30 protein-coding genes and 1 tRNA gene are annotated in these 26704 nt (G+C 65.0%); 8 read left to right on the top strand and 23 right to left on the bottom strand.

Translation table 11 applies throughout. From position 1 onward, the window contains the following. Window position 1: 1 nt before the first annotated feature. The 3 genes from QYC26_RS10105 to QYC26_RS10095 all read right to left on the bottom strand — a co-directional run bounded on the left by QYC26_RS10105 (window position 2) and on the right by QYC26_RS10095 (window position 1930). A complete protein-coding gene (locus tag QYC26_RS10105) occupies window positions 2–244 on the bottom strand; it encodes a FeoA family protein (RefSeq protein WP_317512107.1) in 243 nt (80 codons plus the stop codon). A gap of 64 nt (window positions 245–308) precedes the next feature. Next, window positions 309–971: a COQ9 family protein gene (locus QYC26_RS10100; RefSeq protein WP_317512106.1), complete on the bottom strand. Its 663-nt coding sequence runs from the start codon at window positions 969–971 to the stop codon at window positions 309–311. Between the two features lie 26 nt (window positions 972–997). Continuing rightward, entirely contained in the window at window positions 998–1930 is a 933-nt protein-coding gene (locus tag QYC26_RS10095; RefSeq protein ID WP_317512105.1) for a DMT family transporter, read from the bottom strand. 56 nt (window positions 1931–1986) lie between these two features. Between QYC26_RS10095 and QYC26_RS10090 the strand changes: the two genes are divergently transcribed. Further along, window positions 1987–3081 (top strand): alkene reductase, encoded by a 1095-nt coding sequence (locus QYC26_RS10090; RefSeq protein WP_317512104.1) that lies wholly within the window; start codon window positions 1987–1989, stop codon window positions 3079–3081. 5 nt (window positions 3082–3086) lie between these two features. Here the strand turns inward: QYC26_RS10090 and QYC26_RS10085 are convergent, their stop codons facing one another. Genes QYC26_RS10085 through QYC26_RS10055 form a run of 7 tightly spaced genes read right to left on the bottom strand, consistent with a single transcriptional unit; the run spans window position 3087 to window position 7400 of the window. Then, a complete protein-coding gene (locus QYC26_RS10085; protein ID WP_317512103.1) occupies window positions 3087–3782 on the bottom strand; it encodes an ATP12 family chaperone protein in 696 nt (231 codons plus the stop codon). Beyond that, on the bottom strand, window positions 3782–4003 hold the full coding sequence (locus tag QYC26_RS10080) for a hypothetical protein (protein WP_317512102.1): 222 nt from the start codon (window positions 4001–4003) through the stop codon (window positions 3782–3784). The genes QYC26_RS10085 and QYC26_RS10080 overlap by 1 nt, the downstream gene beginning before the upstream one ends. Continuing rightward, the gene (locus QYC26_RS10075; RefSeq protein WP_317512101.1) at window positions 4000–4665 is read right to left on the bottom strand and encodes an HAD-IA family hydrolase; all 666 of its coding nucleotides are present in this window, start codon (window positions 4663–4665) and stop codon (window positions 4000–4002) included. The genes QYC26_RS10080 and QYC26_RS10075 overlap by 4 nt, the downstream gene beginning before the upstream one ends. Next, entirely contained in the window at window positions 4662–5264 is a 603-nt protein-coding gene (locus QYC26_RS10070; RefSeq protein ID WP_317512100.1) for an FMN-binding negative transcriptional regulator, read from the bottom strand. Before QYC26_RS10070 ends, QYC26_RS10075 begins: the two co-directional genes overlap by 4 nt. Continuing rightward, window positions 5264–6421, bottom strand: coding sequence for an RluA family pseudouridine synthase (locus QYC26_RS10065; RefSeq protein WP_317512099.1), 1158 nt, complete (start codon window positions 6419–6421; stop codon window positions 5264–5266). The genes QYC26_RS10070 and QYC26_RS10065 overlap by 1 nt, the downstream gene beginning before the upstream one ends. Beyond that, window positions 6418–6795, bottom strand: coding sequence for a fluoride efflux transporter CrcB (crcB, locus tag QYC26_RS10060; protein ID WP_317512098.1), 378 nt, complete (start codon window positions 6793–6795; stop codon window positions 6418–6420). Before crcB ends, QYC26_RS10065 begins: the two co-directional genes overlap by 4 nt. 56 nt (window positions 6796–6851) lie before the next feature. Next, window positions 6852–7400, bottom strand: coding sequence for a GNAT family N-acetyltransferase (locus QYC26_RS10055; protein WP_317512097.1), 549 nt, complete (start codon window positions 7398–7400; stop codon window positions 6852–6854). A gap of 120 nt (window positions 7401–7520) precedes the next feature. Between QYC26_RS10055 and QYC26_RS10050 the strand changes: the two genes are divergently transcribed. Beyond that, window positions 7521–7919, top strand: a complete 399-nt coding sequence (locus tag QYC26_RS10050) for a glyoxalase/bleomycin resistance/extradiol dioxygenase family protein (RefSeq protein ID WP_317512096.1) — start codon at window positions 7521–7523, stop codon at window positions 7917–7919. Window positions 7920–7990: 71 nt separating this feature from the next. Here the strand turns inward: QYC26_RS10050 and ribH are convergent, their stop codons facing one another. The 6 genes from ribH to QYC26_RS10020 all read right to left on the bottom strand — a co-directional run bounded on the left by ribH (window position 7991) and on the right by QYC26_RS10020 (window position 13123). Next, the gene (gene ribH, locus QYC26_RS10045; RefSeq protein WP_317512095.1) at window positions 7991–8413 is read right to left on the bottom strand and encodes a 6,7-dimethyl-8-ribityllumazine synthase; all 423 of its coding nucleotides are present in this window, start codon (window positions 8411–8413) and stop codon (window positions 7991–7993) included. Between the two features lie 2 nt (window positions 8414–8415). Continuing rightward, a complete protein-coding gene (gene ribB, locus QYC26_RS10040; protein ID WP_317512094.1) occupies window positions 8416–9705 on the bottom strand; it encodes a 3,4-dihydroxy-2-butanone-4-phosphate synthase in 1290 nt (429 codons plus the stop codon). Between the two features lie 113 nt (window positions 9706–9818). Further along, window positions 9819–10424 (bottom strand): riboflavin synthase, encoded by a 606-nt coding sequence (locus QYC26_RS10035; protein ID WP_317512093.1) that lies wholly within the window; start codon window positions 10422–10424, stop codon window positions 9819–9821. 27 nt (window positions 10425–10451) lie between these two features. Continuing rightward, on the bottom strand, window positions 10452–11402 hold the full coding sequence (gene ribD, locus QYC26_RS10030; protein WP_317515043.1) for a bifunctional diaminohydroxyphosphoribosylaminopyrimidine deaminase/5-amino-6-(5-phosphoribosylamino)uracil reductase RibD: 951 nt from the start codon (window positions 11400–11402) through the stop codon (window positions 10452–10454). Between the two features lie 17 nt (window positions 11403–11419). Further along, the gene (locus QYC26_RS10025; protein ID WP_317512092.1) at window positions 11420–11770 is read right to left on the bottom strand and encodes a hypothetical protein; all 351 of its coding nucleotides are present in this window, start codon (window positions 11768–11770) and stop codon (window positions 11420–11422) included. A 681-nt stretch (window positions 11771–12451) separates the two neighbouring features. Further along, the gene (locus QYC26_RS10020; protein ID WP_317512091.1) at window positions 12452–13123 is read right to left on the bottom strand and encodes a TonB family protein; all 672 of its coding nucleotides are present in this window, start codon (window positions 13121–13123) and stop codon (window positions 12452–12454) included. A 193-nt stretch (window positions 13124–13316) separates the two neighbouring features. Between QYC26_RS10020 and QYC26_RS10015 the strand changes: the two genes are divergently transcribed. Next, complete coding sequence (locus tag QYC26_RS10015; protein WP_317512090.1) at window positions 13317–13826, top strand: hypothetical protein; 510 nt, start codon at window positions 13317–13319, stop codon at window positions 13824–13826. A gap of 98 nt (window positions 13827–13924) precedes the next feature. Next, complete coding sequence (locus QYC26_RS10010; RefSeq protein WP_317512089.1) at window positions 13925–14836, top strand: peptidylprolyl isomerase; 912 nt, start codon at window positions 13925–13927, stop codon at window positions 14834–14836. Here the strand turns inward: QYC26_RS10010 and QYC26_RS10005 are convergent, their stop codons facing one another. From QYC26_RS10005 to QYC26_RS09995, 3 genes are all read right to left on the bottom strand, one after another. After that, a complete protein-coding gene (locus QYC26_RS10005) occupies window positions 14837–15361 on the bottom strand; it encodes a TIGR02281 family clan AA aspartic protease (RefSeq protein WP_317512088.1) in 525 nt (174 codons plus the stop codon). 194 nt (window positions 15362–15555) lie between these two features. Continuing rightward, window positions 15556–16230 carry an SDR family oxidoreductase gene (locus QYC26_RS10000; RefSeq protein ID WP_317512087.1) on the bottom strand — a complete coding sequence of 225 codons (675 nt, stop codon included), beginning with the start codon at window positions 16228–16230 and terminating at the stop codon, window positions 15556–15558. 93 nt (window positions 16231–16323) lie between these two features. Further along, window positions 16324–16647, bottom strand: a complete 324-nt coding sequence (locus QYC26_RS09995; RefSeq protein ID WP_317512086.1) for a YnfA family protein — start codon at window positions 16645–16647, stop codon at window positions 16324–16326. 252 nt (window positions 16648–16899) lie between these two features. On the opposite strand from QYC26_RS09995, the gene acnA reads away from it, so the two are divergent. Both acnA and QYC26_RS09985 read left to right on the top strand, forming a co-directional pair. Next, window positions 16900–19569 (top strand): aconitate hydratase AcnA, encoded by a 2670-nt coding sequence (gene acnA, locus QYC26_RS09990; protein WP_317512085.1) that lies wholly within the window; start codon window positions 16900–16902, stop codon window positions 19567–19569. A 197-nt stretch (window positions 19570–19766) separates the two neighbouring features. Continuing rightward, entirely contained in the window at window positions 19767–20162 is a 396-nt protein-coding gene (locus tag QYC26_RS09985; protein ID WP_317512084.1) for a hypothetical protein, read from the top strand. 63 nt (window positions 20163–20225) lie between these two features. Here the strand turns inward: QYC26_RS09985 and QYC26_RS09980 are convergent, their stop codons facing one another. Both QYC26_RS09980 and QYC26_RS09975 read right to left on the bottom strand, forming a co-directional pair. Further along, entirely contained in the window at window positions 20226–21899 is a 1674-nt protein-coding gene (locus QYC26_RS09980; RefSeq protein ID WP_317515042.1) for a M28 family metallopeptidase, read from the bottom strand. 35 nt (window positions 21900–21934) lie between these two features. Further along, window positions 21935–22666, bottom strand: coding sequence for a folate-binding protein (locus tag QYC26_RS09975; protein ID WP_317512083.1), 732 nt, complete (start codon window positions 22664–22666; stop codon window positions 21935–21937). A 61-nt stretch (window positions 22667–22727) separates the two neighbouring features. Here QYC26_RS09975 and QYC26_RS09970 point away from each other — a divergent pair, with 61 nt between their 5' ends. Further along, window positions 22728–24056 (top strand): dihydroorotase, encoded by a 1329-nt coding sequence (locus QYC26_RS09970; protein ID WP_317512082.1) that lies wholly within the window; start codon window positions 22728–22730, stop codon window positions 24054–24056. Between the two features lie 61 nt (window positions 24057–24117). Here QYC26_RS09970 and QYC26_RS09965 read toward each other — a convergent pair whose 3' ends face one another. Next, on the bottom strand, window positions 24118–24909 hold the full coding sequence (locus QYC26_RS09965; protein WP_317515041.1) for a DUF1134 domain-containing protein: 792 nt from the start codon (window positions 24907–24909) through the stop codon (window positions 24118–24120). 190 nt (window positions 24910–25099) lie between these two features. On the opposite strand from QYC26_RS09965, the gene QYC26_RS09960 reads away from it, so the two are divergent. Continuing rightward, window positions 25100–25192 (top strand) — tRNA-Ser (locus QYC26_RS09960). Between the two features lie 169 nt (window positions 25193–25361). On the opposite strand, the gene QYC26_RS09955 is transcribed toward QYC26_RS09960, so the two are convergent. Beyond that, window positions 25362–26657 carry a TetR/AcrR family transcriptional regulator gene (locus QYC26_RS09955; RefSeq protein ID WP_317512081.1) on the bottom strand — a complete coding sequence of 432 codons (1296 nt, stop codon included), beginning with the start codon at window positions 26655–26657 and terminating at the stop codon, window positions 25362–25364. Between the last annotated feature and the right edge of the window lie 47 nt (window positions 26658–26704).

Raw genomic sequence — 26704 nt, 5'->3', positions numbered from 1 at the left:
ATCAGGCTCCCGGCTGGACGGCAATGGCGGACGCCAGCGCGCGGCGGAGCGCAATCGTCATCCGCCCGACCTGACAGGCGATCGGCCCCGAACGGAACAGCCCGCTATGATGGCGCACCTCGACGGCCACGCCCTCATGAAAGCCCAGTTCACGCAACCGCCGCCCTTCGGCGGGCGAAAGCCTGTCCCAATCGATAGTGGTGATATATGCAGGCTGGCGCAGGGGAAGTTGATCGAGACGCACTGTGGTTCCGCTTTTCTTCAGATTCTGCGACTAATTATCAATAACCCGCGCAAAAGGCCAGCGCTCAGACGGCGGGGTATCGAAGGCGCCCGATAAAGCGCGACAGGCTGGGCATATGATCGCGCCGGCGCAGCAGCTGCGCCTTGGTTTTTTCGAAACGCATCACGCCGTCGACGCGGCGATCGAGAAAGGCGCGGGTGTCGGCGTGATCGGGCGTGTCGTCGTTGAGGAACACCATCAGCGTGGAACCATAGACGCCGGCCAGCGTCAGCCGCTTGGTATAGTGATTATAATCGGCGGAGGTGTCGCCCGCGAGCCGCCACATATGATCGGCCGCGCGCCAGGCGAGCCGGGCGGCGAGCATCGCATTTTGCGGCATGGCGAGAATGGCGAGCGCACGGCGCAGCGCCTCGCGATTCGGGGCCGCGGCTTCGCTCCGCGCCATGACGAGCGCGGCGATTTTTTCGCGGATCTTCATCGCGCCGAGCTTTTCAGGCGGGAGCGCCGCCTCCATCGCCCGGTCGAGTGCTGCGAACCAGGCATCGATCATCGCGGTCGCGCCGCCCTGCACGGCCAGCCGTGCGACATCGGCATCGACCCCGGCCTGTTCGGCCGCGCGTTCGAGGGCGAGCGGCGTCCAGCCGTCAAACCCCGCATGGAGCGGGATGATCGCGGCGAGATGATCGCGAATTTCGTCGAGCGTGGGATCGAGCGGCAGGTCAGACACCAGAAAATTCCTCCATGGAAACCACGCTATGCCTTCGATCCGTCCGCCGCAAGGCGCGACGGCGCATCCTTTTCGGGGCGGCGAACCAGAACGAGCGCGATGGCGACCGCAACCGCGCCGATCATGTCGAGCGTGCCAAGGCGCTCTTCATAGACGATCCAGCCAATCGCGCCCGAGACGATGGGCTGGATGAGGAGCGCGAGCCCGATCACCAGCGGCTGGAAATGGCCGAGCGCATAGATCATCAGCCCCTGCCCGATCACCTGGCTGAACAGCGCGAGCAGGAACAATGCGGTCCAGTTCTGCGGCCAGATCGCATCGCCCATCACCAGCGCGAAGAGAAAGAGCGGGATAACCCCCGCCATCGTGCTGAGCGTGAGCGCGGGCACAGGCCCCATCGCCAGCCGCGCGCGCGCCATCGCGATGAAATAACAGGTATAGAACGCGCCCGAGAGCAGGCAGAGCAGATCGCCGACCAGATTCTGGCCCGACAGCTCATAGCTCTGCCCCATCAACAGCGCCGCGCCAAAGGCCGCGAGCAGAAGCGCCGCCGCCTGCCCACGGCTGGGCCAGGCCCGCGCGATCAGAAAACCATAGATCGGGAACATCAGGCTGGGCGAATTGCCAAAGAGCGTCGCGTTGGCGAGCTTGGTCTGCAAAATGCCGAGATGCCATGCCGCGAGGTCGCTGGCGAAGAACAGCCCGGCAAACCCGAGCATCACCCAGAGCCCGGGCTTCATCGCGGGAATGCGCTGCCCCAACAGCCGCATGGCAAGGAAAAGAAAGGGCACCGCGAGCAGCAAACGCCAAAAGGCCGAGGCGATCGGCCCGACATCGGCGAGCCGCACAAGCCAGGGCCCGAAGGCCAGACAGACATTGGCGACAACCAGCGCGACAAAGGCCAGACCGCTTCCGCTTGGCCGCGACGAAGTTATTCTTGTGCTCCCGGAATCGTGCATGGCCTCGCATAGCGCCCTATCTCTGCTCCGTCACGTTTCAAAGAAGGACTGATACGATGCCAGTTCCGACCCTGTTCGATCCCATCCAGCTCGGCGCGATCGCCGCGCCCAACCGTATCCTGATGGCGCCGCTGACCCGCGCCCGCGCCAGCCGCAGCCATGTGCCCACCCCGATCATGGCGACCTATTACGCGCAGCGCGCCGGCGCCGGGCTGATCATTTCGGAAGCGACCGGAATCAGCCAGCAGGGGCTTGGCTGGCCCTATGCGCCGGGCCTGTGGAGCGACGAGCAGGTGGCGGCATGGAAGCCGGTGACCGAGGCGGTACACAAGGCGGGCGGGCGGATTGTCGCGCAGCTATGGCATATGGGCCGGGTGGTGCATTCGAGCTTCAATGGCGGTCAGCAGCCGGTTTCCGCATCGGCCACCACCGCGCCCGGCCATGCGCACACCTATGACGGGCGCCAGCCCTATGAAACCGCGCGCCCGCTGGACGCAGCGGAGATTCCCGGGCTGATCGCCGATTATGTGACGGCCGCGCGCAACGCGCTGAGCGCCGGGTTCGACGGCGTCCAGATCCACGCGGCGAACGGCTATCTGATCGACCAGTTCCTGCGCGACAACAGCAACCAGCGTACCGACAACTACGGCGGTTCCCCCGAAAACCGTATCCGCCTGCTGGTGGAGGTGGTGGAAGCCGTGGCCGCCGCAATCGGTGCGGGGCGCGTATCGGTGCGCCTGTCCCCCAATGGCGATACGCAAGGGGTGGACGACAGCAATCCCGCGTCGGTGTTCGTTCCCGCCGCCGCCGCGCTCGACCGGATCGGCATCGGTTTTCTCGAACTGCGCGAGCCCGGCCCCGAGGGCACGTTCGGGCGCACCGACGAACCCAAGCTTTCCCCCGCGATCCGCGCGGCGTTCAAGGGGCCGCTGGTGCTCAATTCCGATTTCACCGCCGAGGAAGCCGAGGCGGCGCTTGAGGCGGGCGTGGCCGATGCGATCTCGTTCGGGCGGACCTTCCTGGCCAATCCCGACCTGCCGGTGCGGTTCCAGGCGGGGATCGCGCTGACCCCCGACGAGCCCAGGACCTGGTACAGCCAGGGGCCCGAGGGGTATATCGACTATCCCTTTGCCGAGGTGGAACCCGCCTGAGGGCGTCAGCCCTTTAGCAGTTGAAGGAAACGCGCGGCCGTCAGGAAATCGGCGCGCCGCGCGGCTTCCGCCTTTTGGGCGAGTTCATCCTCACCCCATTGTTCGGCCTGCCAGCGTTCATCGACGCAGACGGCTTCCCAGACGGCTTCGGCCTCGAACGCCTCTTCGGCGACGGCGAGTGCGGCGACGAGCGACCCGCTGATCGTGACGAGCGGCGAAAGCGCCGCCAGCGCAAAGGGATCGCGCGCGGCGGTGGCGGCGGCGAGCCGTTCGGTGGTCTGCGCATGTTGCGGCTTGTGCATCACACCCGTGGCGAGCACGAAGGCAATGTCGTAGCGCGCCTTCGCCCAGTCGAGGAGCGGATCCCAGGCGGCGGCCTGACGATCGACGAGCGGCGCGGGGCTGTCGGCGCGGTAGCAGGTGAGGTCGCTTTCGCCGTAGGCGGCAAGGCCCGCAGCAAAGCCTTCGGGATCGGCGCCGACGCGGTCGATGCCTGCATTGGCGAGCCCGGTCAGCACCATCGAACGCGGATCGATCGTCTCGCCCTGCGCATCCCATTCGCCTGCGATGGCGTCTGCCAGCGCGCGGCTCGGCACGACCAGCGCGGCGCGGCCGGGGGTGCGCACCGGGCGCCCATCGAGCGCGATGCCATAGCCGCCCTGATCCTCGATCACGGCGGTCTGCTTGTAGAAACGCTTCATTATTCCGGGGTCCTCCAGCGCCGCGCGAGCGCGCGCGGCACGAACAACATGGTGGCCAGCCCCACCAGCACCATCGCATAGCCGATAACCGGCGACAGCGCAGGAAGCTGCCCCGCCGTCGCGACGATCCCGGCCACGGTCAGGCCAACGCCGCCCAGCCGCGACAGCGCAATGACGAAGAATCGGTTGCGCGCCTGCGCCTCGCGGGCCTCGGGGGTCATGCGAAATCCTCGGCATAGCCAGCGATATCGCGCGGATCATGAACCACGCGGTGCGCGCCCGCCGCCGTCAGATCGATGATATCGTGATAGCCCCAGGACACGCCGAGCGCGTGCGCATCGGCCGCGCGGCCCATCAGCATATCGAAACTGGTATCGCCGATCATGATCGTCGTCTCGGGCGCGGCGCCCGCCTCGGCCATCGCGGTTTCGACCATCGCGGGATGCGGCTTGGACGGATGGCGATCGGCGGTCTGCAGCGTGACGAAACGGCGCGTGATACCGTGATGCTCAAGGCACAGCGCCAGCCCGCGATCGGACTTGCCCGTCGCCACGCCGAGCAGCCAGCCCGCCTCGTCGAGCCGCGCCATGGTTTCAAGAATACCGTCGAACAAAGGCTCGTCGATCAGCCCCTTGCCGCGCAGCGCGTGAAAGGCGCGCTTGTAATCCTCTGCCAGCACATCATGCAGCGCGGCATCGCCTTCGGGAAGCAGCGCCTCAACCGCCTCGCGCACGCTCAGCCCCACGATTCGGCGGATTTCCTGCCGGCTGGGCGGCACGAGCCGGGACTTTTCGAAGCAATGCTCCATCGCAAGGCAGATATTCGCCTGACTGTCGACAAGCGTGCCGTCGCAATCGAACAGGGCGAGCCGGTTGAAACTCATAGCGGCATTTCCCGCATCAGATGCGCCATCGCGCGCTGGCCCCGCGCATCGAGCGCCTCGGCCACGGCCGCGCGGGCGGCTTCGGGCTTGTTCTGGCCCAGTTTCTTGGTGCCGCGCCAGCCCGTGATATCCATGGTGAACCCGGTGATACCGCCAAGCAAGCGCTCGAAATAGCCGGGCGTCATCTTGTCGCGCGTCCAGGGCGCCTTGGGGGCAAGCCCCGCCTCATGCGCGGCGGACAGGAGGTCAACCTGAGCGATGAGCGCATCGCGGTCCATCTTGCGGACGGTGCCTTCCAGCTCGACCGCAAGATAGTTCCAGGTCGGCACCTGATCGGGCAGGCCATACCAGTCGGGGCTGATATAGGCATCGGGGCCCTGCACGACGAAAAGCGCGGTCTGCCCGTCGAGATGGCGCACGATCCCGTTGCCGCGTGCGATGTGGAAACCGAGCTGCGCTTCCCCGAGGAACACGACGGGAAGATGCGCGACGCGCGGCCCGTCGGGCGTGGCCGCGAACAGCGCGCCGAAACCGATCTGTTCGGCAAAGCCGCGCAGTTCGGCCCGGCCTTCCCAGCGGAAATCGGGGTGCGGATGCATTAGCGGCCGCCCCGGCCCCGGTCGTCCGAGCGCCCACCGCGTCCCCGGTCGTCACCCGCACGGCCACGGCGTTCGCCCTTGCGTTCGCGGCGCTTGTCCTTGGCGATGGCGGCAGCCTTTTTGCGCTTGCCCTCGGCGGTGTCGGCGAACTTCACCTCGTCCAACGGCAGGCTGTCGCCCAGCGCGCGGTCGAAGCCCAGCGTGTCGAGGCTTTCGGCGAAGTGGCGGGGCAGTTCGGCCGACACGTCGATCCGGCCGCCATCGGGATGATCGATCCGGATACGACGCGCATGGAGGTGCATCTTGCGGCTGATCCCGCCGGTCAGGAACGCTTCCTGCCCGCCATATTTGCCGTCGCCGACAATCGGGTGGCCGATCGCCGCCATATGAACGCGCAACTGGTGGGTACGCCCGGTAAAGGGTTGCAGTTCGACCCAGCAGGCACGATTGCCGGCGCGTTCGATGACGCGGTAGCGCGAGCGGGCGGGCAGGCCTTCCTTTTCGTCGACATGCATCTTCTCACCACCGGTGCCCGGCTGCTTGGCGAGCGGCAGTTCGATCATACCGTCCTCGATCGACGGCACGCCGACGACGAGCGCCCAATAGACCTTGCGCGCGGTGCGCGACGAAAAGCTCTTGGCGAAATTGGCCGCGGCCTTGGCCGAGCGCGCGAGGAGCAGCGCGCCCGAGGTATCCTTGTCGAGCCGGTGGACGAGCTTGGGGCGGCCATCCGCCTCGAACTGGAGCGCATCGAGCAGACCATCGACATGCTCGGTCGTCTTGGTGCCGCCCTGCGTGGCGAGCCCCGGCGGCTTGTTGATGACGATCGCCGAGCGATCCTTGTGGATCACCAGCGACTCGGCAAAGGCGATCTGATCTTCGCTGAGCTGCGGGCGGGCGCGCTTGGGGCGGGCGACGACCTCGGCCTTGGCGGGTTCGGCGGGGGGCACGCGCAGCACCTGCCCCATTTCGACGCGGTCGCCGGGCGCCACGCGCTTGCCATCGACGCGCAGCTGGCCGGTGCGCGCCCAGCGCGACACGGTGTTGAAGCTGACATCGGGGAGATGACGCTTGAACCAGCGATCAAGCCGGATCCCGTCATCGTCTTCGCCCACCTTGAACTGGCGGACATCGCTGTTGTTATCGTTCGTGCTCACGCGGCTACCTTCACGATCCAGAGGCCAAGAAACAGCGCTGTTACCGATCCGATCACCGAGGCCAGCGCATATAGCCCCGCGCCGCCCCAGTCGCCGCGTTGGATCATCGTCGCGGTGTCGAGGCTGAACGCCGAAAAGGTCGTAAATCCACCGAGAAGGCCAAGCGCGAGGAAATGGCGCCAGCCCTGCTCGCCTTCGCCGAAACGCGCCAGCACGCCGGCCAGCACGCCCATGGCCAGCCCGCCCATGAGGTTCACGACAAGCGTGCCCCATGGATAATGCGGGCCAAGCTGGCTGAGCGTCAGCCGGCCGACGCCGTAGCGCCCCGCGCTGCCCAGCGCACCGCCGGCCATGACTAGAAGGAGATTCTGCATCCCGCGCCCTTAGCGCAGGTGGCCGATATTAGAAACAGCCGGAAATTGGCAGGGGATCAGAGCGTGGCCCGGCGCGCCTTCCATTCGGCGGCGCTTTGCGACCAGCGGTTGACCGAATAAACGTCAAGCGGCGCAGGCAAAGTGGTTGGCCCGCGATCGACCGCGCCGAGCCGTTCGGCGAGCTTGATCGACGCGCTGTTCGCGGGATCGATGCAATGGATCACCTCGTCCCAGTGCAGCATCTCGACCGCGAAATCGATCGAGGCGATCGCCGCCTCCCGCGCATAGCCGCGCCCGGAAAATTCGGGGAGCACGCCCCAGCCCACCTCGGTGCCCGGCCAGCCTTCGGGCTGCCAGGGGCCGACGCGGCCAACCCAGCGCCCGCTCGACCGTTCGATGAGCGAGAACATCGAAAAGCCGCGAATATGCCAGGCGCCCGCCATGGTGCAGAGCATCCGCCACGACGCCGCGCGGCTGACGACACCGCCCAGAAAGCGCATCGCTTCGGGATCGGCATGGAACGCGGCCCAGCCGTCGAGATCCTCGGCCGCAGGGGGACGCAGGATGAGATGTTCGGTGACAAGAAGGGGGCCGCCCAAGCTCATGAAATATCCCCTGAATTACGAGAGGGGCGCATGCTAGTCCGCCGATCGCCATTGGCAAGCGCTTTACGGGCAATCGACGGCGGCATAGCCTGACCTTCCCTTAGCGGAAAAGGACGCGCCATGAAGGGCATCACACCCTATCTTACCATCGGCGAAGGCCGCGCGAAACAGGCGGTGGCTTTCTATCAACAGGCCTTTGGCGCGGTGCTGGTGGAACAGCATGCCGCCGAGGACGGCCAGCGGCTGATGCACGCCCATCTCCAGCTGAACGGCGGCGATCTGATGCTGTCCGACGATTTTCCCGAATTTCACGGCGGCAAGAGCAGCGCCCAGCCGGGCGGCGCGCGGCTGCACCTGCAGGTGGACGACGCCGATGCGCTATGGGCCAGCGCGCTGGCGGCGGGGGCGAGCGTCGAAATGCCGCTCGACGACCAGTTCTGGGGCGATCGCTACGGCCATCTGCGCGATCCGTTCGGGCAGGTCTGGTCGATCGGGGCGACGATCAGCCCCAAGGGATAAGCCGGGCACAAAAAAAAGTGGACAGGGCGACATGAGACTGCCGCCGCTGTCCACTTTGCAAATCCCGTGCCTCAGGCCTGGAAACGGGCCTGGAGTTCGAGCATCGCGATCGCGGCCTTGGCCGCTTCGCCGCCCTTGTCCTTTTCCGAACGCTTGGCGCGGGTGAGCGCCTGCGCCTCGTTTTCGACGGTCAGGATGCCGTTGCCGATCGGCAGGCCATCGAGCGTGAGCGCCATGATGCCGCGCGCGCTTTCGTTCGAGACGACTTCGAAGTGATAGGTTTCACCGCGAATGACGACGCCGATCGCGACATAGCCGTCATAACGCTCGCTATCGACCGCAAGCGCGATGGCCGCGGGGATTTCGAGCGCGCCCGGAACCGTGACGGTTTCATGCGTATGCCCGGCCGCTTCGAGCGCGGTGCGCGCGCCGTCGAGCAGCATGTCGTTCAGATGGTCGTAGAACCGTGCTTCCACGATCAGAAATTTTGCCATGATCAAGCTTCTCCGCTGTCGATTGGACGCTGCCCAACGATGGAAAGGCCGTAGCCGTCAAGCCCCACCAGCGTGTGGTGGCTGTTGGTGAGCAGTTCCATGTCCTGCACGCCCAGTTCGGTGAGGATCTGAGCGCCGACGCCGTAATCGCGCAGTTCCTCGGGATCGAGCGCGGGCATGCCCGCCTTTTCCTGGATCGAGGTGGTGAAGAAATCTGCGCGGCGCTTGTTGATGACGACGATCACCCCCGCGCCTTCCGCACCGATGATTTCCATCGAGCGGCGCAGCAGGCGGCCGCGTTCGTCGGCCTCGGCGAAAAGGTCGGCGAAGGGCGAGAGCACGTGCATGCGCACGAGCGTGGGCTTGTCGGGGTCGATGCGGCCCTTGACCAGCGCGATCTGCTCGGTGCCGGTGGCCTTGTTGAGAAAGGCATTGGCGGTCCATTCGCCGCCCCAGCGGCTCTCGAAACGCGCCTCTGCCTTTTTCTCGACAAGGTGATCGTGCTGGCGGCGATAGGCGATGAGATCGCGGATCGTGCCGATCTTGAGATTATGTTCGTGCGCGAATTCGACGAGGTCGTCCATGCGCGCCATGGTGCCGTCGTCCTTCATGATCTCGCAGATCACGCCCGACGGGTTGAGGCCGGCCAGGCGCGACACGTCGCACGCCGCCTCGGTATGCCCGGCGCGGACGAGCACGCCGCCTTCGCGCGCGACCAGCGGGAAGACATGGCCGGGGGTGACGATTTCCTCAGGGCCCTTCGACGCATCGATCGCCACCGCGACGGTGCGCGCGCGGTCGCCCGCCGAAATGCCCGTGGTGACGCCGTCGCGCGCCTCGATCGAGACGGTGAAGGCGGTTTCGTGGCGCGTGCCGTTGTTGCGGCTCATCAGGTTGAGGCCAAGCTGGTTGACGCGCTGCTTGGTGAGCGTGAGGCAGATCAGCCCGCGGCCATATTTGGCCATGAAGTTGATCGCCGCCGGGGTCGCCATCTGCGCGGGAATGATAAGATCGCCCTCATTCTCGCGGTCTTCATCGTCGACGAGGATGAACATGCGGCCATTGCGCGCTTCCTCGATAATCTCTTCGATCGGGACCAGCGCGGGCGCGGATTCGCGCTGCTTCAGATATTTTTCGAGCTTGCGCAGCGTTTCGGCGGTGGGGTTCCACTCGGGCTCGTCCAGCAGGCGAAGCGAATTGGCATGAAGTCCGGCCGCGCGGGCGAGGCCGGAGCGTGAGATGGCGCCTTCGGCAACAAGGTCGCGGACGCGTTCGATCAGTTCGGTGCTCATGGCCACACCGAATATCACATTGCAATGTGATGCCCAACAGAAAATTTCACACAGGGCGCAACATTCTTACGCAAAGCGTAGAAACATCGACGATCAAACGCCTTTTACCGCGATTATTTTTCCAAAACCGAACGCATACGGCCAAGATAACGCGCCAGAACGTCGATCTCGATATTGAGGCGCCGCCCTTCGGCGAGCGCGTCGAACGTCGTGACCGAGGCGGTGTGCGGGATGATGTTCACGCCGAATTCAACGCCTTCGGCCGTGTCGGTGACGCTGTTGACGGTGAGCGAGATGCCGTCGAGCGCAACCGAGCCCTTGGCCGCGATAAAGGGCGCCAGATCATGCCCGGCGGCAATCGTGACGCGTTTCGAGTCGCCTTCGTCGCTGAGACCGGTGACCGTGCCGACGCCGTCGACATGGCCGGTGACGATATGCCCGCCCAGTTCCTCGCCCAGCTTCATCGCGCGTTCGAGGTTGAGACGGCCATCCGCGCGCCACTGGTCCGACGCGGTGCGCGAGATGGTTTCGGCGGAGATATCGACCGCGAACCAGCCCGGCGCCTTGTCGACCACGGTGAGGCACACGCCCGAACAGGCGATCGACGCGCCGAGATCGACGCCCGCCATGTCATAGCTGCAGGCAATCACCGCGCGCATGTCGCCGCGCTGCTCGATGCTCTTGATGGTGCCGATATCGGTGATGATGCCCGTGAACATTCGCGGTCCCTTTGTTGCGTCGCCGTCCTAGATCCGGACGCGCTCGTAGACTTCCATGCGGTCGCTGCCAAGCAGGCGCGTGTCGCACAGCCGCCAGCAACCATGCGCCTCGGCCAGATCGGCGAGCCCGATATCGCCCAAAGCCGCGCGCCCCCGCCCGATCAGGATCGGCGCGCGGTAGAGCAGCAGGCGATCGACGCGATCGGCGGCGAGAAACGCCGCCGCCGTCTGCGCACCGCCCTCGACGAAAAGATGATCGACACCGGCGAGCGCACCGATGGCACCGGGCGCGGCAACCGCTTCCCAGCCTTCGGGGGCAACGCCGCGGGTGAGCAGCGCGCGGCGCGGGCTACGCGCTTCGAGCCCGGCCAGACGCACGTCGAGCCGGGGGGCATCGGCATCATAGGTGCCCCGCCCCACCAGGATCATTTCGTGCCGCGCGCGTTCGAGATGGGTGTGCGCGCGCGCCGCAGCGCCGGTGATCCAGCGGCTGCGGCCATCGGCCATCGCGATCTGCCCGTCGAGCGAGGTGGCGAGTTTGAGCGTCACCAGCGGACGCCCACTGCGCTGGCGCATGAGGAAACCGCCCATCAAGCGCGCCGCCTCGGCCGCGAGCAGCCCGTCATGCACCGCGACGCCGGCCGCGCGCAGCCGCGCAATGCCCTTGCCATTGGTGCGCGGATCGGGATCGCCCAGCGCGACATGCACCGTCGCCACCCCCGATGCGGCGAGCAGATCGGCGCAGGCGGGGCCACGCGGGCTTTGATGCGCGCAGGGTTCGAGCGTGACATAGGCGGTGGCGCCGCGCGCGGCATCGCCCGCCTCGGCCAGCGCCATCGCCTCGGCATGCGGGCGGCCGCCGGGCTGTGTCCAGCCGCGCCCGACGACGCTGCCGCCGGACACGATGATGCAACCGACATTGGGATTGGGGGCGGTGCGACCGCGTCCGCGCTCGGACAGCGCGAGCGCCGCCGCCATCCAGCGCGCAGGGTTGCTCAAAGCCCGATGGCTTCGAGCTGTTTCTCGACCTTCTGGAACTGGCGCATGCGTTCCTGCCGCTTGGCCTCCATCTCGGCCTCGCGCTTCTTCCTTTCCTTCATGTCGATCGCCTGCTGCGCCTTGATCTGTTCAAGGCTGCGGTCGAGCGGCCAGCTCTGGACGTAGAAGACATCGCGCTTCCACGGCTTGTCGATGCGCGAATCGACATAGAAACCGGCGATCAGAAGCGCGGTGATGACCACCGAGAGGAAGCCGAAGATCAGTTCATGTTTCTGACGCATCGCCAGAAACAGACGCAGATCGCGGATCGCCTTGCGCGGGGAAACGGGACGGGGAAATATCGCCATGGCCTGCAAGATAATGGAGAGGCCGACGCGAAACCAGCCCCTCCGCCTATCCATTTGCCAAGGCTGCCAATCCGAATGGCCGGAACCGAGATGACGCGCTGGCCGATCATCGACGGCTTTGACCAAAACCGGACTGTCCGGATACGCGACAAAGCGGACATCTGACGCCGCCTCTCATCGGTCGAGCGCCCAGCCCCTGACTACTACGTCGCCTATGCTTCGCTGGCCGTTGACCCTCACAAAATTTGACGTTCGAGCGCACCACTCATCGCCGTTAACATCCTTCTCTGTTTCCAGACATCGGCTTGCTTCGTAGCTACAGGTTGCGATGGCCGAGCCCGTTGCGCCGCAACTGACGTGGCGTACCTTGACACGTGAGACGGCATTCATCGCTTCGGGAGTGCCATAAGCACCCACTATGGTCAGATCAGTCAGCAACTGATGGCCGCTTTCGATCTGCGCAATGGTTCGTTGCGACGGTAAGGCAGGATCGCTCATTTCAGCTGCGCACGCAGTCAATGCGAAAAGAACTGTGCAGACAAAAATGTGTTTCATTGAGATAGAATAGCGTTTCTCGTTCTCGCCGCTACCGTCCGCTTCGGGCGTCCCGCCCCTTCATGCTTTCGCCTGACAGCGGACGGTCACTTGGTCCGAAATTTATCTCCGCCGCCCGGTTCAGGCTTATTCGGCGATGCGGAAGCGCACCGTCATCACCTTCCAGCTTTCAACCGCAACACCGTCGCGCGTGGCCGGGCGGAAGCGCCATTTGCGCAGCGCCTGACTTTCGGTTGCCCGGAAAAAGGCCGCGTCGCTGGCGGAAACCTGCTCGACCGCCTTCACCCGGCCATCGGCGCCGATCAGCACGCGGACGGTGACGCTGCCTTCCATCCCGATCCGCTGCATCGAGGGCGGATAGGGCGGCTGGAGCGCGGCGGCGTGGCGCGGATCGGCCGTGGCATCGACGAGCACGGGCTTGGGCGGATCGACCGCCCCCTGCCCGCCACCCAGCGCGCCACCGGGGAGCGGCGGCAAGGGCGGCAGGATCGTCGGCTCGACCCGATCGACGGTGAAGCCGCCCGTCGGCGGCAGGATCGGGGGCGTGGACGGCGTCACCCGGTCGATCGCGGCGGCAGTAACCTTTTCGTCCGATGTCGGGGGTGGCGGCGGTTCGGGTGTGGCCTCGGGGGTGATCGGAATGTTGTGCGTGCGGAGGAAGGTGGGGAGTTTTTCGACCAGCCCCGGATTGGCCGTCAGGAGCGCGCCGATCACGGCGCCGTTGACCGCGAGCGCGGCGAAGAACGCAGTGGGGTGGGCCCGGCGTTCGCCTGCGAAACCGACTGCTTCATAAGGCATATCATGTCCCTCCTCTTCGCACTGCGTTGTTATACCATTACTGCAATGATGTTACGTTACATCATTATTACAATCTGGCAAGCGGGTTCGCGCAGCTGCGGCAGGGGGCTGACTTGGGCACCGGGCCGCGTCATAAGGGAAGCGGCCCTGCCCGGTGGAAAAGCCGGGCACGCGGCCGGATAAAGGATCGTTCATGCTTCGTATCACCGCCGCACTTGCGGCTGCCCTCCTCGCCACCGCCGCGCCGGCGCAGAACCGGATCGAGACGATCGACCTGCCGCCCAGCCTGCCCGCGACGACGGCGGAGACGCCGCCCGAGGCCGCGCCGGTGGAGGCCGTGCCGCCCGCAGCAAGCCCGGACAATACGACACCCGAGGCGGACACGGAGGCCAGGGCCGCGCCCCACGAACCGATGCTGGCCGATCCGGCCGCAGCCGCGCTGGCCGCCGAGGCCGCTGAACGCGCGCGCACCGCCGCGCTCAACGCCGAAAATGCGCGCACCGCCGCCGAAACCCGGCGCGCCGCCGAGGATGCGCGCAAGGCCGCCATCGCCGCGCAGGACGCCGCCTATCAGGACATTCTGGCGGAAAGCGAAGCCGAGGCACAGCGCCAGACCGAAGCGCATGAGGCCGCGATGGCGGCGTGGCGCGCGCGGGTGGCCGCCTGCACCGCGGGCGACAAGACGGCCTGCGCGCCGCAATGAGCATGCACCCAAACCACCCGATATCGTTGCAAAACGGAAATGAAAGCCCGTTCGCGCAGACTTTTCATTTCCTCGTAACCAATTAAGCTGCCCATCCCATGAAGAAATCGATCGCGGCGCTTGCGCTGGCCGGGCTGACCGGCGTTCCCCTTGCCCTGTACACGCTTGCGCAGGGCAAGGATGAGACCCCCAGCCCCTCCGAAATCGCCGCAGCCGCACCCGCCGCCGACTGGGCGGAGATTCCCGAAAGCGACCTTCTGGTGATGACCACCACCGAGGGCGGGCGCGTCGTGATCCAGCTGGCGCCCGATTTCGCGCCGGTCCATGTCGCCAATATCCGCGCGCTGGCGGCCGAGCGCTGGTGGAGCGGCGGCACCGCGATCACCCGCGTGCAGGACAATTATGTCGTCCAATGGGGCGATCCGACGGCCAAGCGCATGCTGCCCAAGGCGGTAACCATGGAGCCCCCGCGCGAATACCTCCGCCCGCTTGGCGAGATCGCGCCCGAATGGATCGACTGGCCCGATCCCTATGCCAAGAAGACGGGTTTCTGGCAGGGCTGGCCGGTGGCGAGCGACGGCGACAATGTCTGGCTGACGCATTGTTACGGCATGGTCGGCGTCGGCCGCGACATGGCGCCCGATACCGGCACCGGCGCCGAGCTTTATGCCGTGATCGGGCAGGCGCCCCGCCATCTCGACCGCAATATCGCGGTCGTCGGGCGCGTGATCGAGGGGATGGACTATCTTTCCTCACGCCCGCGCGGGACCGGCGATCTGGGATTTTACGAGGACGCGGACGACAATATCGCGATCACCCAGCTGAAGCCGATGAAGGACATGCCCGAGGCGGAAAAGACGCGCTATCAGTATCTGGCCGCGAAATCCTTCATCCGCTACCGCGACGCGCGCGCCAACCGGCAGGATCCGTTTTTCGACGTGCCCGCCGGCGGTGCCGATGTCTGCAACATCCCGGTGCCCGTGCGCAAGGTGCCGACCGGCGCGGACTGATCAGCGCAGGCGCATCTCGCCGTCCGAAATCTCCATCTTGGCGACGCGCTCGAGGAAGCTCTGGCCAAGGAGCGAGACGGTGAGATCATTCTCGGCCACCATCGCCTCGACATTGTTCGCGGTCACGGGGCCGATCGCGACGCGGTCGAGCGTCACGGGCTTCAGCTTCACCTCGCCATTGGCGGACATGGCGCGCGCGGTGAATTCGCCCGCCTGCGTGCCGATGCCGGCGGCCTGCGCATCGGCGCGGGTGAGGACGACCGCGCTCGCGCCGCTATCGACGAGGAACCGCACGGTCGCGCCGTTGACGCGCGCATCGGCATAGAAATGGCTGTCGGGCGCGCGGCGGAGGATAACCTCGGCAATGCCGTTGCCCGCCTGCTGGATCGCGGGGGCGGGCGCGGCATCCTCGGCGCTGTCGGTAATCACGGTTGCGGCCTGGCGCACCGGGGTGCTTGGCCCGCCGGGCATGAGCGCGATGAACGCGATCGCCGCGAGGCAGATGGCGAAAACCACCCGCATCATGGGACGCACACCAGGGCATCCGCACGCGCGGTGCAGAATGTCGAACAGCCATGGGCATTTGGCGACCGGTTGTTCATTCGCGGTTCCCCCCGGAAAGGCGCGTGCCGTTCATGCCCTGTCGCCGCGCCTGCATCAAGCATGTCGCGACGAATGGAATCGGGACAAAGCCCGGCAACGCGCCCGTGCCTGCCCGATCAGCCCGCCAGCGAGAGGCGGATTCCGGTTCCGGTGACCGCGCCGGAATCGGGTGAAAGCAGGAAGGCGATCACGCGCGCCGCCGATTCCGGCTTCACCCAGCCCGAGGTGTCGGCATCGGGCATGTCGGCGCGGTTGGCCGGGGTGTCGATGATCGTGGGGAGCACCGCGTTGACGCGGACATTCTGCGCGCGCAGCTCGTCGGCCAGGCTTTCGGTGAGCGCCATCACCCCCGCCTTGGACGCGGCATAAGGCGCCATGCCCATCGCGACATTGGTGGCTGCCGCCGCGCCGACATTGACGATCGCGCCGCCCTTGCCGACGAGATGCGGGATCGCGGCAGCGGACGAGGTGGCCGCAGTGCGCACGTTCATGCGGTACATCCGGTCCCAGCTGTCGAGCGAGCCATCGGCCATAGTTTCCCAGGTAAAGCCGCCCGCGACGTTGACGACGCCGTCCAACCCGCCCAGCGCCCCGGCCGCCTTGGCATAGGCATCCGCCACCTGCGCCGGATCGGCGAGATCGACGCCGCCGATCGCCACATCCGCACCGCTGCCCGCCGGCACCGGCGCCATATCGACCACCGCCACCGCGGCGCCGCGCGCCTGAAGTTCGGCCACCACCGCACGGCCAAGGGCGCCGAAACCGCCCGCCACAATGATCTTACCCGTCACGCAAACACTCCCCTTGGTTTCTTCTTGATCCCGGCGGGGATATACCGAAATGGCGCGCTTGCCAATTTCGGAACCATATTCCCTTATTAAAAATCAGGCGGGGCGCGGGCCGAACAGGATGATCGAGGCGCCCGCAAGGCAGATCGCCGCACCGGCCAGATCCCAGCGATCGGGACGGACCCCCTCGGCGCCCCAGAGCCAGAGCAGCGCCGAGATAATATAAACACCGCCATAAGCCGCATAGGCGCGCCCGGCCTGATCGGAGTCGACCAGCGTCAGCAACCAGGCGAAAAGGCAGAGCGACGCGATCCCCGGCACCAGCCACCACACCGTCCGATCGAGCCGCAGCCAGGCCCAAAAGGCGAAACAGCCCGCAATTTCTGCAATCGCCGCTGCAAAATAGACAAGCCATGTCATCCCGACCACCCCTTTTGCCCGGCCATGCGCACGCATTTCCGCGCCATTGCGTGTCTTTTGGCGGCAATGGCGCAGCAATTGCAAATCCTTCGCAACAAAACCCCGCAAAATGCCTGAAAAATTGCCGATCTCGGCGCTTCCATCCTGCAGCGCCCCTTGCTAAGGCGCCCGCGACAATCGCACCCGCGATTACAGGCATGGTCTAGCTCGACCGGCTTCTCCCCGGCCATGCCAGCTTTGAAGGAGCCAAAGATGACAGCCATCGGCCAGGATACCCTCGGCACCCGTTCCACGCTCGACGTGGCGGGCAAGACGATTCACTATTATTCGCTCGCCAAGGCGGCAGCGAAAATCGGCGACGTTTCGCGTCTCCCCTTCTCGATGAAGGTCCTTCTCGAAAACCTGCTCCGCTTCGAAGACGGCGTCACGGTTTCGGTCGAGGATATCCAGGCGATTGCCGACTGGCAGAAGGACCGCAAGTCCGAACGTGAAATCCAGTATCGCCCCGCCCGCGTGCTGATGCAGGACTTCACCGGCGTTCCTTGCGTGGTCGACCTCGCCGCGATGCGCGACGCGATGAACGCGCTCGGCGCCGATGCCGGCAAGATCAACCCGCAGGTGCCTGTGCACCTCGTCATCGACCACTCGGTCATGGTTGATGAATTCGGCACCCCCAAGGCGTTCGAAGATAACGTCGAGCTCGAATATCAGCGCAACATGGAGCGCTATGACTTCCTGAAATGGGGTTCCAAGTCGCTCGACAACTTCAAGGTCGTTCCCCCGGGCACCGGCATCTGCCACCAGGTGAACCTTGAAAACATCGCGCAGGCCGTCTGGTCGTCGGCCGATGCCGAAGGCAACACCATTGCCTATCCCGACACCTGCGTGGGCACCGACAGCCACACCACGATGATCAACGGCCTGGGCGTGCTCGGCTGGGGCGTGGGCGGCATCGAAGCCGAAGCCGCGATGCTCGGCCAGCCCGTCTCGATGCTCATCCCCGAAGTCGTCGGCTTCAAGCTGACCGGCGAACTGAAGGAAGGCATCACCGCCACCGACCTCGTGCTCACCTGCACGCAGATGCTGCGCGCCAAGGGCGTGGTCGGCCGCTTCGTCGAATATTTCGGCCCCGGCCTCGCCTCGCTGTCGCTTGCCGACCGCGCGACGCTCGCCAACATGGCCCCCGAATATGGCGCGACCTGCGGCTTCTTCGGCATCGACGACAAGACGCTCGACTATATGCGCCTCACCGGCCGTACCGAAGAGAATATCGCGCTCGTCGAAGCCTATGCCAAGGAACAGGGCCTGTGGCTCGATCCCTCGGCTGAGCCCGTCTTCACCGACGTTCTCGAGCTCGACATGTCGACCGTCGAACCCTCGCTCGCCGGCCCCAAGCGCCCGCAGGACAAGGTTGTCCTGTCGAACGTCGACGACGTGTTCAACGGCGACCTCGAAAAGGTCTACAAGAAGTCGGCTCCGGCCCGCGTGGCCGTCGAAGGCCGCGACCATGACATCGGCGACGGCGACGTCGTGATCGCCGCGATCACCAGCTGCACCAACACCTCGAACCCCGGCGTTCTGGTGGCAGCCGGCCTCGTCGCGAAGAAGGCCGTCGAAAAGGGCCTGAAGCCCAAGCCCTGGGTGAAGACCTCGCTCGCACCGGGTTCGCAGGTCGTGACCGACTATCTCGAAAAGGCTGGCCTCCAGTCGTATCTCGACCAGGTTGGCTTCAACCTTGTCGGCTATGGCTGCACCACCTGCATCGGCAACTCGGGCCCGCTCGCCGAACCGATCTCGAAGGCGATCAACGGCAACGACATCGTCGCCGCCTCGGTGCTTTCGGGCAACCGCAACTTCGAAGGCCGCGTGTCGGCCGACGTGCGCGCCAACTTCCTCGCCTCGCCGCCGCTCGTCGTCGCCTATGCGCTGAAGGGCACCGTGACGGAAGACTTCGTCTCGACCCCGATCGGCACCGGCAGCGACGGCCAGGACGTGTTCCTGAAGGACATCTGGCCAAGCAACGAAGAAGTGCGTTCGGTCATGGACGGCGCGCTGACCCGCGAAATGTTCGTCACCCGCTATTCGACCGTCTTCACGGGCGACGCCCGCTGGCAGGCGATCAACGTCACGGGTTCGGACACCTATAGCTGGCGCGCAGGTTCGACCTATGTCGCCAACCCGCCCTATTTCGAGGGCATGAGCATGACCCCGGCTCCGGTGACCGACATCGTCGAAGCCAAGCCGCTCGCGATCTTCGGCGACTCGATCACCACCGACCACATTTCGCCGGCCGGTTCGATCAAGGCGACGAGCCCCGCGGGCAAGTGGCTGAGCGAGCACCAGGTCGCGCAGGCAGACTTCAACAGCTACGGCGCACGCCGCGGCCACCACGAAGTCATGATGCGCGGCACCTTCGCCAACATCCGCATCAAGAACCTGATGCTGGACGGCGTCGAAGGCGGCATGACGCGTTACAACGGCGAAGTGCTGCCGATCTATGACGCGGCCATGAAGCACAAGGCCGACGGTACCGCGCTCGTCGTCATCGGCGGCAAGGAATATGGCACCGGCTCGTCGCGCGACTGGGCAGCCAAGGGCACCAACCTGCTCGGCGTCCGCTCGGTTATCGTCGAAAGCTTCGAGCGTATCCACCGTTCGAACCTCGTCGGCATGGGTGTGCTCCCGCTCCAGTTCAAGGACGGCGAGACCAAGGACACGCTGGGCCTGACGGGCGACGAAAGCTTCACGATCCTGAACGTCGCCGGCCTCAAGCCGCGTCAGGACGTGGACGTGCTCGTCAAGCGCGCCGACGGCTCGACCTTCACCTTCACCGCGCTTTGCCGCATCGATACCGTCAACGAACTGGATTATTTCCTGAACGGCGGCATCCTGCAGTACGTGCTGCGCAAGCTCGCAGCCTGAGCCTGAGGATCAGAACCTTCCCCGCCCCGTGCGGGGGAGGCACTGGCCAGTAAAAAAAAGGGGCCGGGAGACATGTTCTCCCGGCCCCTTTTTTACTGGAAATGAACATTTATAATTTAGCTCGAAAGGCAGATAACAATTTCTAACCGAACTTATTAAGCATCATTGGCCTAGACTAAAATTTCTGGAACCTGTTTATGAAAAAAGCGATCAGCCTAGAACAAGTTGCAGAAATTTCCACATTACTCCTCCTGATAGGAGAGCTTGGCCCTCGGGGGTCTTCGTTCAAAACGATCCAAAGGCATTACTCTTCTGCAACTTGGTTCGATGATATCTGTGCAAAAAAGATCAAAATCCGTGATATTCGTATTGATCGATTTATAGAAAATATTTTTAGTCGTAAAAATTATCACAAAAGTGCAAGCTCACTTAAATTAATTGATTACGAATCTGATCTGTTGATACCCGGAGAACGCGCAGAGCAATTTATGCGCAATTTAAACGAATTACTCATTAAATCTGAATTAGGTGACCCCAATAAACCCCAAGAAGTCAACATAAAGAACTGGGTTCGCCACTTCAAATTTAAATAATTACAGTATAAAAATATACACTCATCCGCTCATTCCACGGATACAATTTTATTCGATTTACCGTCAGCGCGGCGGGTTGGTTCTTTCGCGGATATCCTTGAATTCGGAGCCCGGTTTCCACTGCGGCCAGCGGTCTGAATTGGCGAGCTCGGTCGCCATCGATCGCACCAGTTCCATGTCCATCACCGCGCCGTCGAGATTCCAGTCGGGGCTCCACGCGTCGCAGGCCTGATGATAGCAATTGCCGGTATAGTCGCTGACCCATTTCTCACCCGCGGCGCGCCCGCCGACGACCAGATCGGCGCCGCCCGCAAGCCCCATCATCAGGAGCACGGGCACGCCGCGTTTGGCGAGCGGGAAGTGATCGGCGCGGTAGAAGAGCCCGCGTTCGGGCGCGGCATCGGGGGTGATGGTGCGCCCCTGTTTCGCGGCAAAGCGCGCAAGATCATCCTCGAGCGTGTTCTGCCCCTTGCCGATCAGGATCACGTCCCGCGCGGCGCCCGCGGTCTGGAGCACATCGACCGTGAGATTGGCGACGGTCTTTTCCATCGGATAAACCGGGTTCGCGGCATAGGTTTCGGACCCGAGCAGCCCGCGTTCCTCGGCGGACCAGAAACCGAAGACGATCGTACGATCGGGCCGGGGCGCCGCCTTGAACAGCCGGCCCATTTCCAGCAGCGCGGCCACGCCGATTCCGTCGTCATTCGCGCCGGCGCGGTATTTGCGCCCCTCGGCATCGGGCTTGCCCTCGCCGTAAGCATCCCAGTGCGCGCCGAGCATCACCACCTCGTCCGGGCGCTTTGCCCCGGTGATCTTGGCGAGCACGTTGCGGCTTTGAACCACTTCGCGCGTGACCGGGATTGCGGCGGAGAAGCGCGCGCCCTTGAGCGGCACCGGACGGAAATCGCTGCTACGCGCCCGGGCACGCAGCACCGCGAGATCGAGCCCGGCCGCTGTGAACAGCGCGGTGGCAGCGTCGCCGTGGAGCCAGCCCTGCAGCGCTACGCTCGTGATCCGATCCGCCGGACGAACCATGTCGTAATTCTCGCCGCCGGGGCTCTGGACGACGTTCCAGCCATAGCCCGCGCCCGGCGTGTCGTGGACGATGAGCGCGCCGATCGCGCCGTGGCGCGCGGCTTCCTCGAACTTGTAGATCCAGCGGCCATAATAGGTCATCGTCCGGCCGCCGAAACGATCCTGCACCGGTTCGCCGGTCTGCGCCTCGAAATCGGGGTCGTTGACGAGGAAGACCGCGACCTTGCCCTTCAGATCGACGCCCTTGTAATCGTCCCAGCCGCGTTCGGGCGCGGTGACGCCGTAGCCGACGAACACCATTTCGGCATTGTCGATCACCGCCTTGTCGCGGGGTTGGAGCGTGCTCAGGTAAATATCCTGCCCCAGCGCCATCGGCGTGAACTGCGCGCCGAAGGAGACGCCCAGCCGTTCGGGCGCGCCGAGCTGGGTGTGGAGCAGCGGCACCGGCTGGGTCCACTGGCCATCGGGGCCGCCGGGTTCGAGCCCGAGCTTGCCGAGCGCGTCGGTGAGCCAGGCGATGGTGCGCTCCTCCCCCCGCGTGCCAGGGGCCCGGCCCTCGAAACTGTCATCGGTGATCGCGCGCACGATCGATTCGATCTGGCCCGCATCGATGCCAGTGGCGGACGGGGCGGCGGGGGCGGCAAGCGCCGGGGTGGAAGCGGCGAGGAGCAGCGCGGCCCCCGACAGCAGAAGCGAACGCATGGACACGGGACCGGGCTCCTCGATCGGAAAAGGGGTTACTGCGCGTCGGCCGGGGCGGCGAGCGCGGCGGCGAGCCAGCCGGGAAGCGGCAGATTTTTCAGATCCTCCACCCAGCGATGCTCGACCGCAAGGCCAAGCGCGGGATAGGCGATGCGCTGGCGCGATTCGTCGGCAAGCGCGAGCGGGACGACGACGAGCCGGCGGTTGACCTTTTGCCGCCAGTTCATCCGCGCGGTGTTTTCCTGGCCGATATAGCAGCCCTTGGCAAAGCTGACGCCGTTGAGCTCGGCCGCGTTGCATTCGAGCCAGAGCGTCTTGTCCTGCCCCAGTTCGGCGACGCCCTCGGTCACGCCCTGCGCCAGCCGGTGCGCGTGCCAGCCACTGGCGGGTTCCCCCGGTGCCGCGATCCAGCGATGGCCAAGCGCGGGCAGACGCGGATCGCGTGCCCCCGCGCCCTCAAGCGCCCAATGGACCGCGAGCGTATCGTCGCGCGCAATGACGATCTTGCGGCGCAGGCGGTAGAGGGTGAGTCGCCGGGCCAGCGCATCGGCCTGTTCGGCCTCGCAATCGACAAGCACATCGTCGCCATCCGCCCAGAGGATGAAATCGAACAGCGCCTTGCCCTGCGGGCTCAGGAGCGCGGTCCAGACCGGGGCCTCGGGCGCGAGCGCCTCGACATCGTTGGTGACGAGCCCTTGGAGGAAATTGCGTACATCCTCTCCCGACAGGCGGAGGAGAGCGCGATCGATCAGGGTGGTGCCGTTCATGGCGAACAGGTAAGGCGTCCGCTATATATTTGAAACCCGCAAAACCGGTGGATCTGCAAACATGGCCCAGACATTCGATCTTCTTCTCAAGAACGGCACCGTCCACACCCCCGGCGGCCCGGTTCAGGCGCCGGTGGGCGTGCGCGGCGGCAAGATCGTCGCGATCGGCGAAAATGGCGACGCGGCCGAGGTGATCGACTGCACCGGGCTCGATATCCTGCCCGGCGTGATCGACACGCAGGTCCATTTCCGCGAGCCGGGGCTGGAGCAGAAGGAAGACCTCGAATCGGGGAGCCGCGCAGCGGTGCTGGGCGGCGTGACCGCGGTGTTCGAAATGCCCAACACCAAGCCCAACACCGACAGCGCCGATGCCGTGGCCGACAAGCTGAAGCGCGCGCATCACCGCATGTGGTGCGACCATGCCTTTTACGTCGGCGCCACCGCCGCCAACGCCCCCGCGCTGGCCGAGCTGGAACGCCTGCCCGGCACGGCGGGGGTGAAGATCTTCATGGGCGCCTCGACCGGCGACCTGCTCGTATCCGAAGACAGCGAGCTCGCGCGCGTGCTCGCCTCGGGCCATCGCCGCGTCGCGATCCATGCCGAGGACGAGGAACGGATGAACGCGCGCAAGGGCGAACGCATCGCGGGCGATGCCGCGTCGCACCCCGTCTGGCGCGACGATGAAAGCGCGATGCTCGCCACGCGCCGCATCCTGAAGCTGGCGCGCGCGGCCAAGCGGCGCATCCATATCCTGCACGTGACGACCCCGGCCGAGCTGGAGCTGATCGCGCAGCACAAGGACGTCGCGACCTGCGAGGTGACGCCCCAGCATCTGACGCTCGCCGCCGAGGACGCTTATCCGCGCCTTGGCTCCTATGCGCAGATGAACCCGCCCATCCGCTCCGCCGCGCACCGCGACGGGCTGTGGCACTGGCTCAACCAGGGCGTTCCCGATGTGCTGGGATCGGACCATGCACCGCACACGATCGAGGAAAAGGCCAAGGCCTATCCCGACAGCCCAAGCGGCATGCCCGGCGTGCAGACGCTGTTGCCGCTGATGCTCAACCATGTGGCCGAGGGGCGCACCACGCTCCAGCGCGTGATCGAGCTGACGAGCGCGGGGCCGCAGCGCGTGTTCGGGCTTTCGGGCAAGGGCCGGATCGCCGCAGGCTATGACGCCGATTTCACCATCGTCGACCTCAAGGCGCAGTGGGACGTGACCGAGGAATGGCTGGCGTCGCGCTGCGGCTGGTCGCCCTTCACCGGCATGAAGCTGACCGGCAAGCCCGTCGGCACGATCGTGCGCGGCAACCGCGTGATGTGGGAAGCCCAACTGGCCAACCAGGCCGTGGGTGAACCCGTCCGCTTCGAATCGACCAGCTTCGGTTGACGCATAAGAAAAAGGGCGCCGGAAACGGCGCCCTTTTCATTTCGGCCAAAGCCAAGCCCGATCAGAAGGGCAGCCAGCGGCCCTTTTCGCTAAACTTCATATAACCGATATTGGCGCCCAGCCGCACGCCCACGCCCATGCGGACGGGGATCAGCACGACATCGCCACGACGCAGATAGCTCGCGGTGAACCCGCCGACGAAATAGGCGGTGCCTTCGCCCTGCGGGAAGCGCTTGTAGAGATCCTGGCTGTCATAAAGGTTATAGACGAGCACGAAGCTTTTCGAGGCATTGCCGCCCGCATCGAACCCGATCGACGGCCCCGTCCAGTAGACCGGGCGATTGCCCTCCACCTTGTGATGCAGCGTGCCCGAACCGTAACGCAGGCCGACGACGAACGCACCCGAGGCTTCCTCGCCGGTGATATAGGCATTGGGTTCGCCCTGCTCCTTCAGGATATTTTCGAGCAGCCCGGCCAGCCCTTCGGCGCCCTTGCCGAACACGCCCTCGGCCGCGCCGATGAGGTCGCCGCGCTCATAGGTGGTGGTCGCCTGCGCCGCGGCCTTGCCGCGCGTGGGATCGGCCGGGGCCTGCATGGGCGCAGGTTGGGGCGCGGTTCCCGAGGGGGCGGCGGGTGCGGGATCGCTGTTCACCGGCAGGCCGTAATTTTCGGCATAGGGGTCGTTCGCGCTCTCCTGCGGCGCGGCGGTGTTGCCCTGCGTGGGCAGCGGCGCGAGATCCGCGTCGATCGCCTCGTTGGGATCGACCGAGCGAATCTGGGCCTGAACCGGCGCGGCGCCCATCGAAAGCGCGGCGGCCATCATCAAGCCGCGATAAAACTGGGTCTTAAACATCATTCACCCCCGGGTAGAGACCGGCCACGATAGCCCTTCCTTGGCTGAGCCCGCAATGAACGGCGCGGCGACCTGAGTCGATATCACGCCCACCCGTGTCAGCCATTTGAAAAAAATCGCGCAAAAGCGCCAACGGCATGTTGATCCCTCCCAACATGCTCGTTATAGCCCGCTTCGCCTCTCGGTTCCTGGAGACGTGGGTGAGTGGCTGAAACCAACGGTTTGCTAAACCGTCGTACTGGTAAATCCGGTACCGAGGGTTCGAATCCCTCCGTCTCCGCCACCGACCTTGCTCGGAGGGGCCTAAAAATCCCTGAAAATCTTGCTTCTTGGCCGATTTTTTACCGGCCTTAGCCTCACGCGGGTTTTTCTGGCCCCGCCCCAAAAAATCTCATCGCTATTGAGTTGCCCCGGGCAGCAATGGGCGCGCCACGCTTAATGCCATGCGGGTGTCATTGATCGGCTCTTGCCGACCGGACCGCCCCCGCCTCTCTGCCCAAAAAGCCGTATAGGAAGATGGATATCGCCAATCGCGCCGCGTCTTCGCGTTCCGCATCGGTCGGCGGTGGATTAAGCACAAGGTAGCGATTTCCACCGCTCGCCAATGTGACGAATTGATCTGCGGCCCATTCGGGATCATCCAGGCTCAATATATTGCGCGCTGAGCACCACGCCAGATATTGCGCCACAGGCTGCACGAAACGGGCGCGCGTACGGCGATAAATAGCGCTCGCGACTTCGGGCATCGCCTTCGCTTCGGCGCTCACCGTTCGGTAAAGCTGTATCGCCTCCCGACTTTGCAATATCGCCGATGCCGCATTGCCGGCGATAAACAGGTTGTCGACAACGGATCGATCGGTGGAAAGATGCACCTGCGAACGGGCGACAATGTTATCCGCGGCCTTTTGCATGACCGCCGTGAACAGCCCCTTTTTGCTGCCGAAATGACGGTATAGCGTCCCCCGCCCGACGCGGGCGACGGTACCGATTTCATCCAGACTGGCGCCCCGATACCCATGTTCAAAAAAATGGCTGCGCGCGACGGCCATTAATTGCGCGATATGCTCTTCCTGCGGCAGCACCGGATCAGCGGGCGGAAGACCGAATGTCAGCGCCGGTGCGTGTTTCCCGGATTCATCGTCGAGATCCGAGCCATAGCCGTGAATAAAAAGCCGGGCGACGCGCCGCGCCGCCAGATCGATATCCGCCGGGGGCGTTCCCGCCATGATATGCAGCGGGCCGGCCACCGCCAAAGCACCGAATTGCGCAAGCACGGTAAGGGGAACGGACGTTTCCACCCCGTTTTCACGCGCCAGTTTGTCCAGAAAGGCATGCAACGGCGCCACGCTTTTCAGGGCGTCGAAAAACACCGCCTGCGACAGTTCCGGAAACCGATCGGCGGTTCCGACGACAAGCCAGTTGGGAGTGGGATGTTCGATATCGGCCGCGCGATCGTAAATGGCCCGCGCGCACCGGGCCAATATTGCCTCTGGCGAAGTACATCCGTGAAAAATGTCGGCAAAATCATGAGCGAACTGTTCAGCGGCATTTTGCATCGCCGCCCGAAACAGCGCCTGTTTATCAGCAAAATGCCGATAGATGGTTTCCTTGCTGACGCCGGACGCGCGCGAGATCCCATCAACGCTCACATGCTGATAACCGTGCAGCATAAAGGCATGCCGAGCCGCAACAAGCAGGTGATTCAGCCTTTTGGAACCCTTGGATTGGTCGTCCGCGTCACGCGTCATGGGCGTTGAAAAGCCCTGACTATATCATTGCAAGGATAAGCATTTCC

The organism is Sphingomonas sp. C3-2 (assembly GCF_033025475.1).
Taxonomy (GTDB): domain Bacteria; phylum Pseudomonadota; class Alphaproteobacteria; order Sphingomonadales; family Sphingomonadaceae; genus Sphingobium_A.
The sequence above is the reverse complement of the archived record's forward strand: the minus strand, read 5'-3'. Positions and strand labels throughout refer to the sequence as shown.

Excerpts from the sequence above, each read along its gene's own strand:
- QYC26_RS10085 (WP_317512103.1), bottom strand. The coding sequence starts at position 3,782 with ATGAAGCGTTTCTACAAGCAGACCGCCGTGATCGAGGATCAGGGCGGC.
- QYC26_RS09980 (WP_317515042.1), bottom strand. The coding sequence starts at position 21,899 with ATGCGTTCGCTTCTGCTGTCGGGGGCCGCGCTGCTCCTCGCCGCTTCC.
- QYC26_RS10090 (WP_317512104.1), top strand. The coding sequence starts at position 1,987 with ATGCCAGTTCCGACCCTGTTCGATCCCATCCAGCTCGGCGCGATCGCC.
- QYC26_RS09975 (WP_317512083.1), bottom strand. The coding sequence starts at position 22,666 with ATGAACGGCACCACCCTGATCGATCGCGCTCTCCTCCGCCTGTCGGGA.
- QYC26_RS09985 (WP_317512084.1), top strand. The coding sequence starts at position 19,767 with ATGAAAAAAGCGATCAGCCTAGAACAAGTTGCAGAAATTTCCACATTA.
- QYC26_RS10015 (WP_317512090.1), top strand. The coding sequence starts at position 13,317 with ATGCTTCGTATCACCGCCGCACTTGCGGCTGCCCTCCTCGCCACCGCC.
- ribB (WP_317512094.1), bottom strand. The coding sequence starts at position 9,705 with ATGAGCACCGAACTGATCGAACGCGTCCGCGACCTTGTTGCCGAAGGC.
- QYC26_RS10095 (WP_317512105.1), bottom strand. The coding sequence starts at position 1,930 with ATGCACGATTCCGGGAGCACAAGAATAACTTCGTCGCGGCCAAGCGGA.
- QYC26_RS10035 (WP_317512093.1), bottom strand. The coding sequence starts at position 10,424 with ATGTTCACGGGCATCATCACCGATATCGGCACCATCAAGAGCATCGAG.
- ribH (WP_317512095.1), bottom strand. The coding sequence starts at position 8,413 with ATGGCAAAATTTCTGATCGTGGAAGCACGGTTCTACGACCATCTGAAC.
- QYC26_RS09995 (WP_317512086.1), bottom strand. The coding sequence starts at position 16,647 with ATGACATGGCTTGTCTATTTTGCAGCGGCGATTGCAGAAATTGCGGGC.
- QYC26_RS09970 (WP_317512082.1), top strand. The coding sequence starts at position 22,728 with ATGGCCCAGACATTCGATCTTCTTCTCAAGAACGGCACCGTCCACACC.
- QYC26_RS09965 (WP_317515041.1), bottom strand. The coding sequence starts at position 24,909 with ATGTTTAAGACCCAGTTTTATCGCGGCTTGATGATGGCCGCCGCGCTT.
- QYC26_RS10080 (WP_317512102.1), bottom strand. The coding sequence starts at position 4,003 with ATGACCCCCGAGGCCCGCGAGGCGCAGGCGCGCAACCGATTCTTCGTC.
- QYC26_RS10010 (WP_317512089.1), top strand. The coding sequence starts at position 13,925 with ATGAAGAAATCGATCGCGGCGCTTGCGCTGGCCGGGCTGACCGGCGTT.
- crcB (WP_317512098.1), bottom strand. The coding sequence starts at position 6,795 with ATGCAGAATCTCCTTCTAGTCATGGCCGGCGGTGCGCTGGGCAGCGCG.
- QYC26_RS09955 (WP_317512081.1), bottom strand. The coding sequence starts at position 26,657 with ATGACGCGTGACGCGGACGACCAATCCAAGGGTTCCAAAAGGCTGAAT.
- QYC26_RS10025 (WP_317512092.1), bottom strand. The coding sequence starts at position 11,770 with ATGGCGATATTTCCCCGTCCCGTTTCCCCGCGCAAGGCGATCCGCGAT.
- QYC26_RS10070 (WP_317512100.1), bottom strand. The coding sequence starts at position 5,264 with ATGCATCCGCACCCCGATTTCCGCTGGGAAGGCCGGGCCGAACTGCGC.
- ribD (WP_317515043.1), bottom strand. The coding sequence starts at position 11,402 with ATGGCGGCGGCGCTCGCGCTGTCCGAGCGCGGACGCGGTCGCACCGCC.
- QYC26_RS10020 (WP_317512091.1), bottom strand. The coding sequence starts at position 13,123 with ATGCCTTATGAAGCAGTCGGTTTCGCAGGCGAACGCCGGGCCCACCCC.
- QYC26_RS10005 (WP_317512088.1), bottom strand. The coding sequence starts at position 15,361 with ATGATGCGGGTGGTTTTCGCCATCTGCCTCGCGGCGATCGCGTTCATC.
- acnA (WP_317512085.1), top strand. The coding sequence starts at position 16,900 with ATGACAGCCATCGGCCAGGATACCCTCGGCACCCGTTCCACGCTCGAC.
- QYC26_RS10055 (WP_317512097.1), bottom strand. The coding sequence starts at position 7,400 with ATGAGCTTGGGCGGCCCCCTTCTTGTCACCGAACATCTCATCCTGCGT.
- QYC26_RS10050 (WP_317512096.1), top strand. The coding sequence starts at position 7,521 with ATGAAGGGCATCACACCCTATCTTACCATCGGCGAAGGCCGCGCGAAA.
- QYC26_RS10075 (WP_317512101.1), bottom strand. The coding sequence starts at position 4,665 with ATGAGTTTCAACCGGCTCGCCCTGTTCGATTGCGACGGCACGCTTGTC.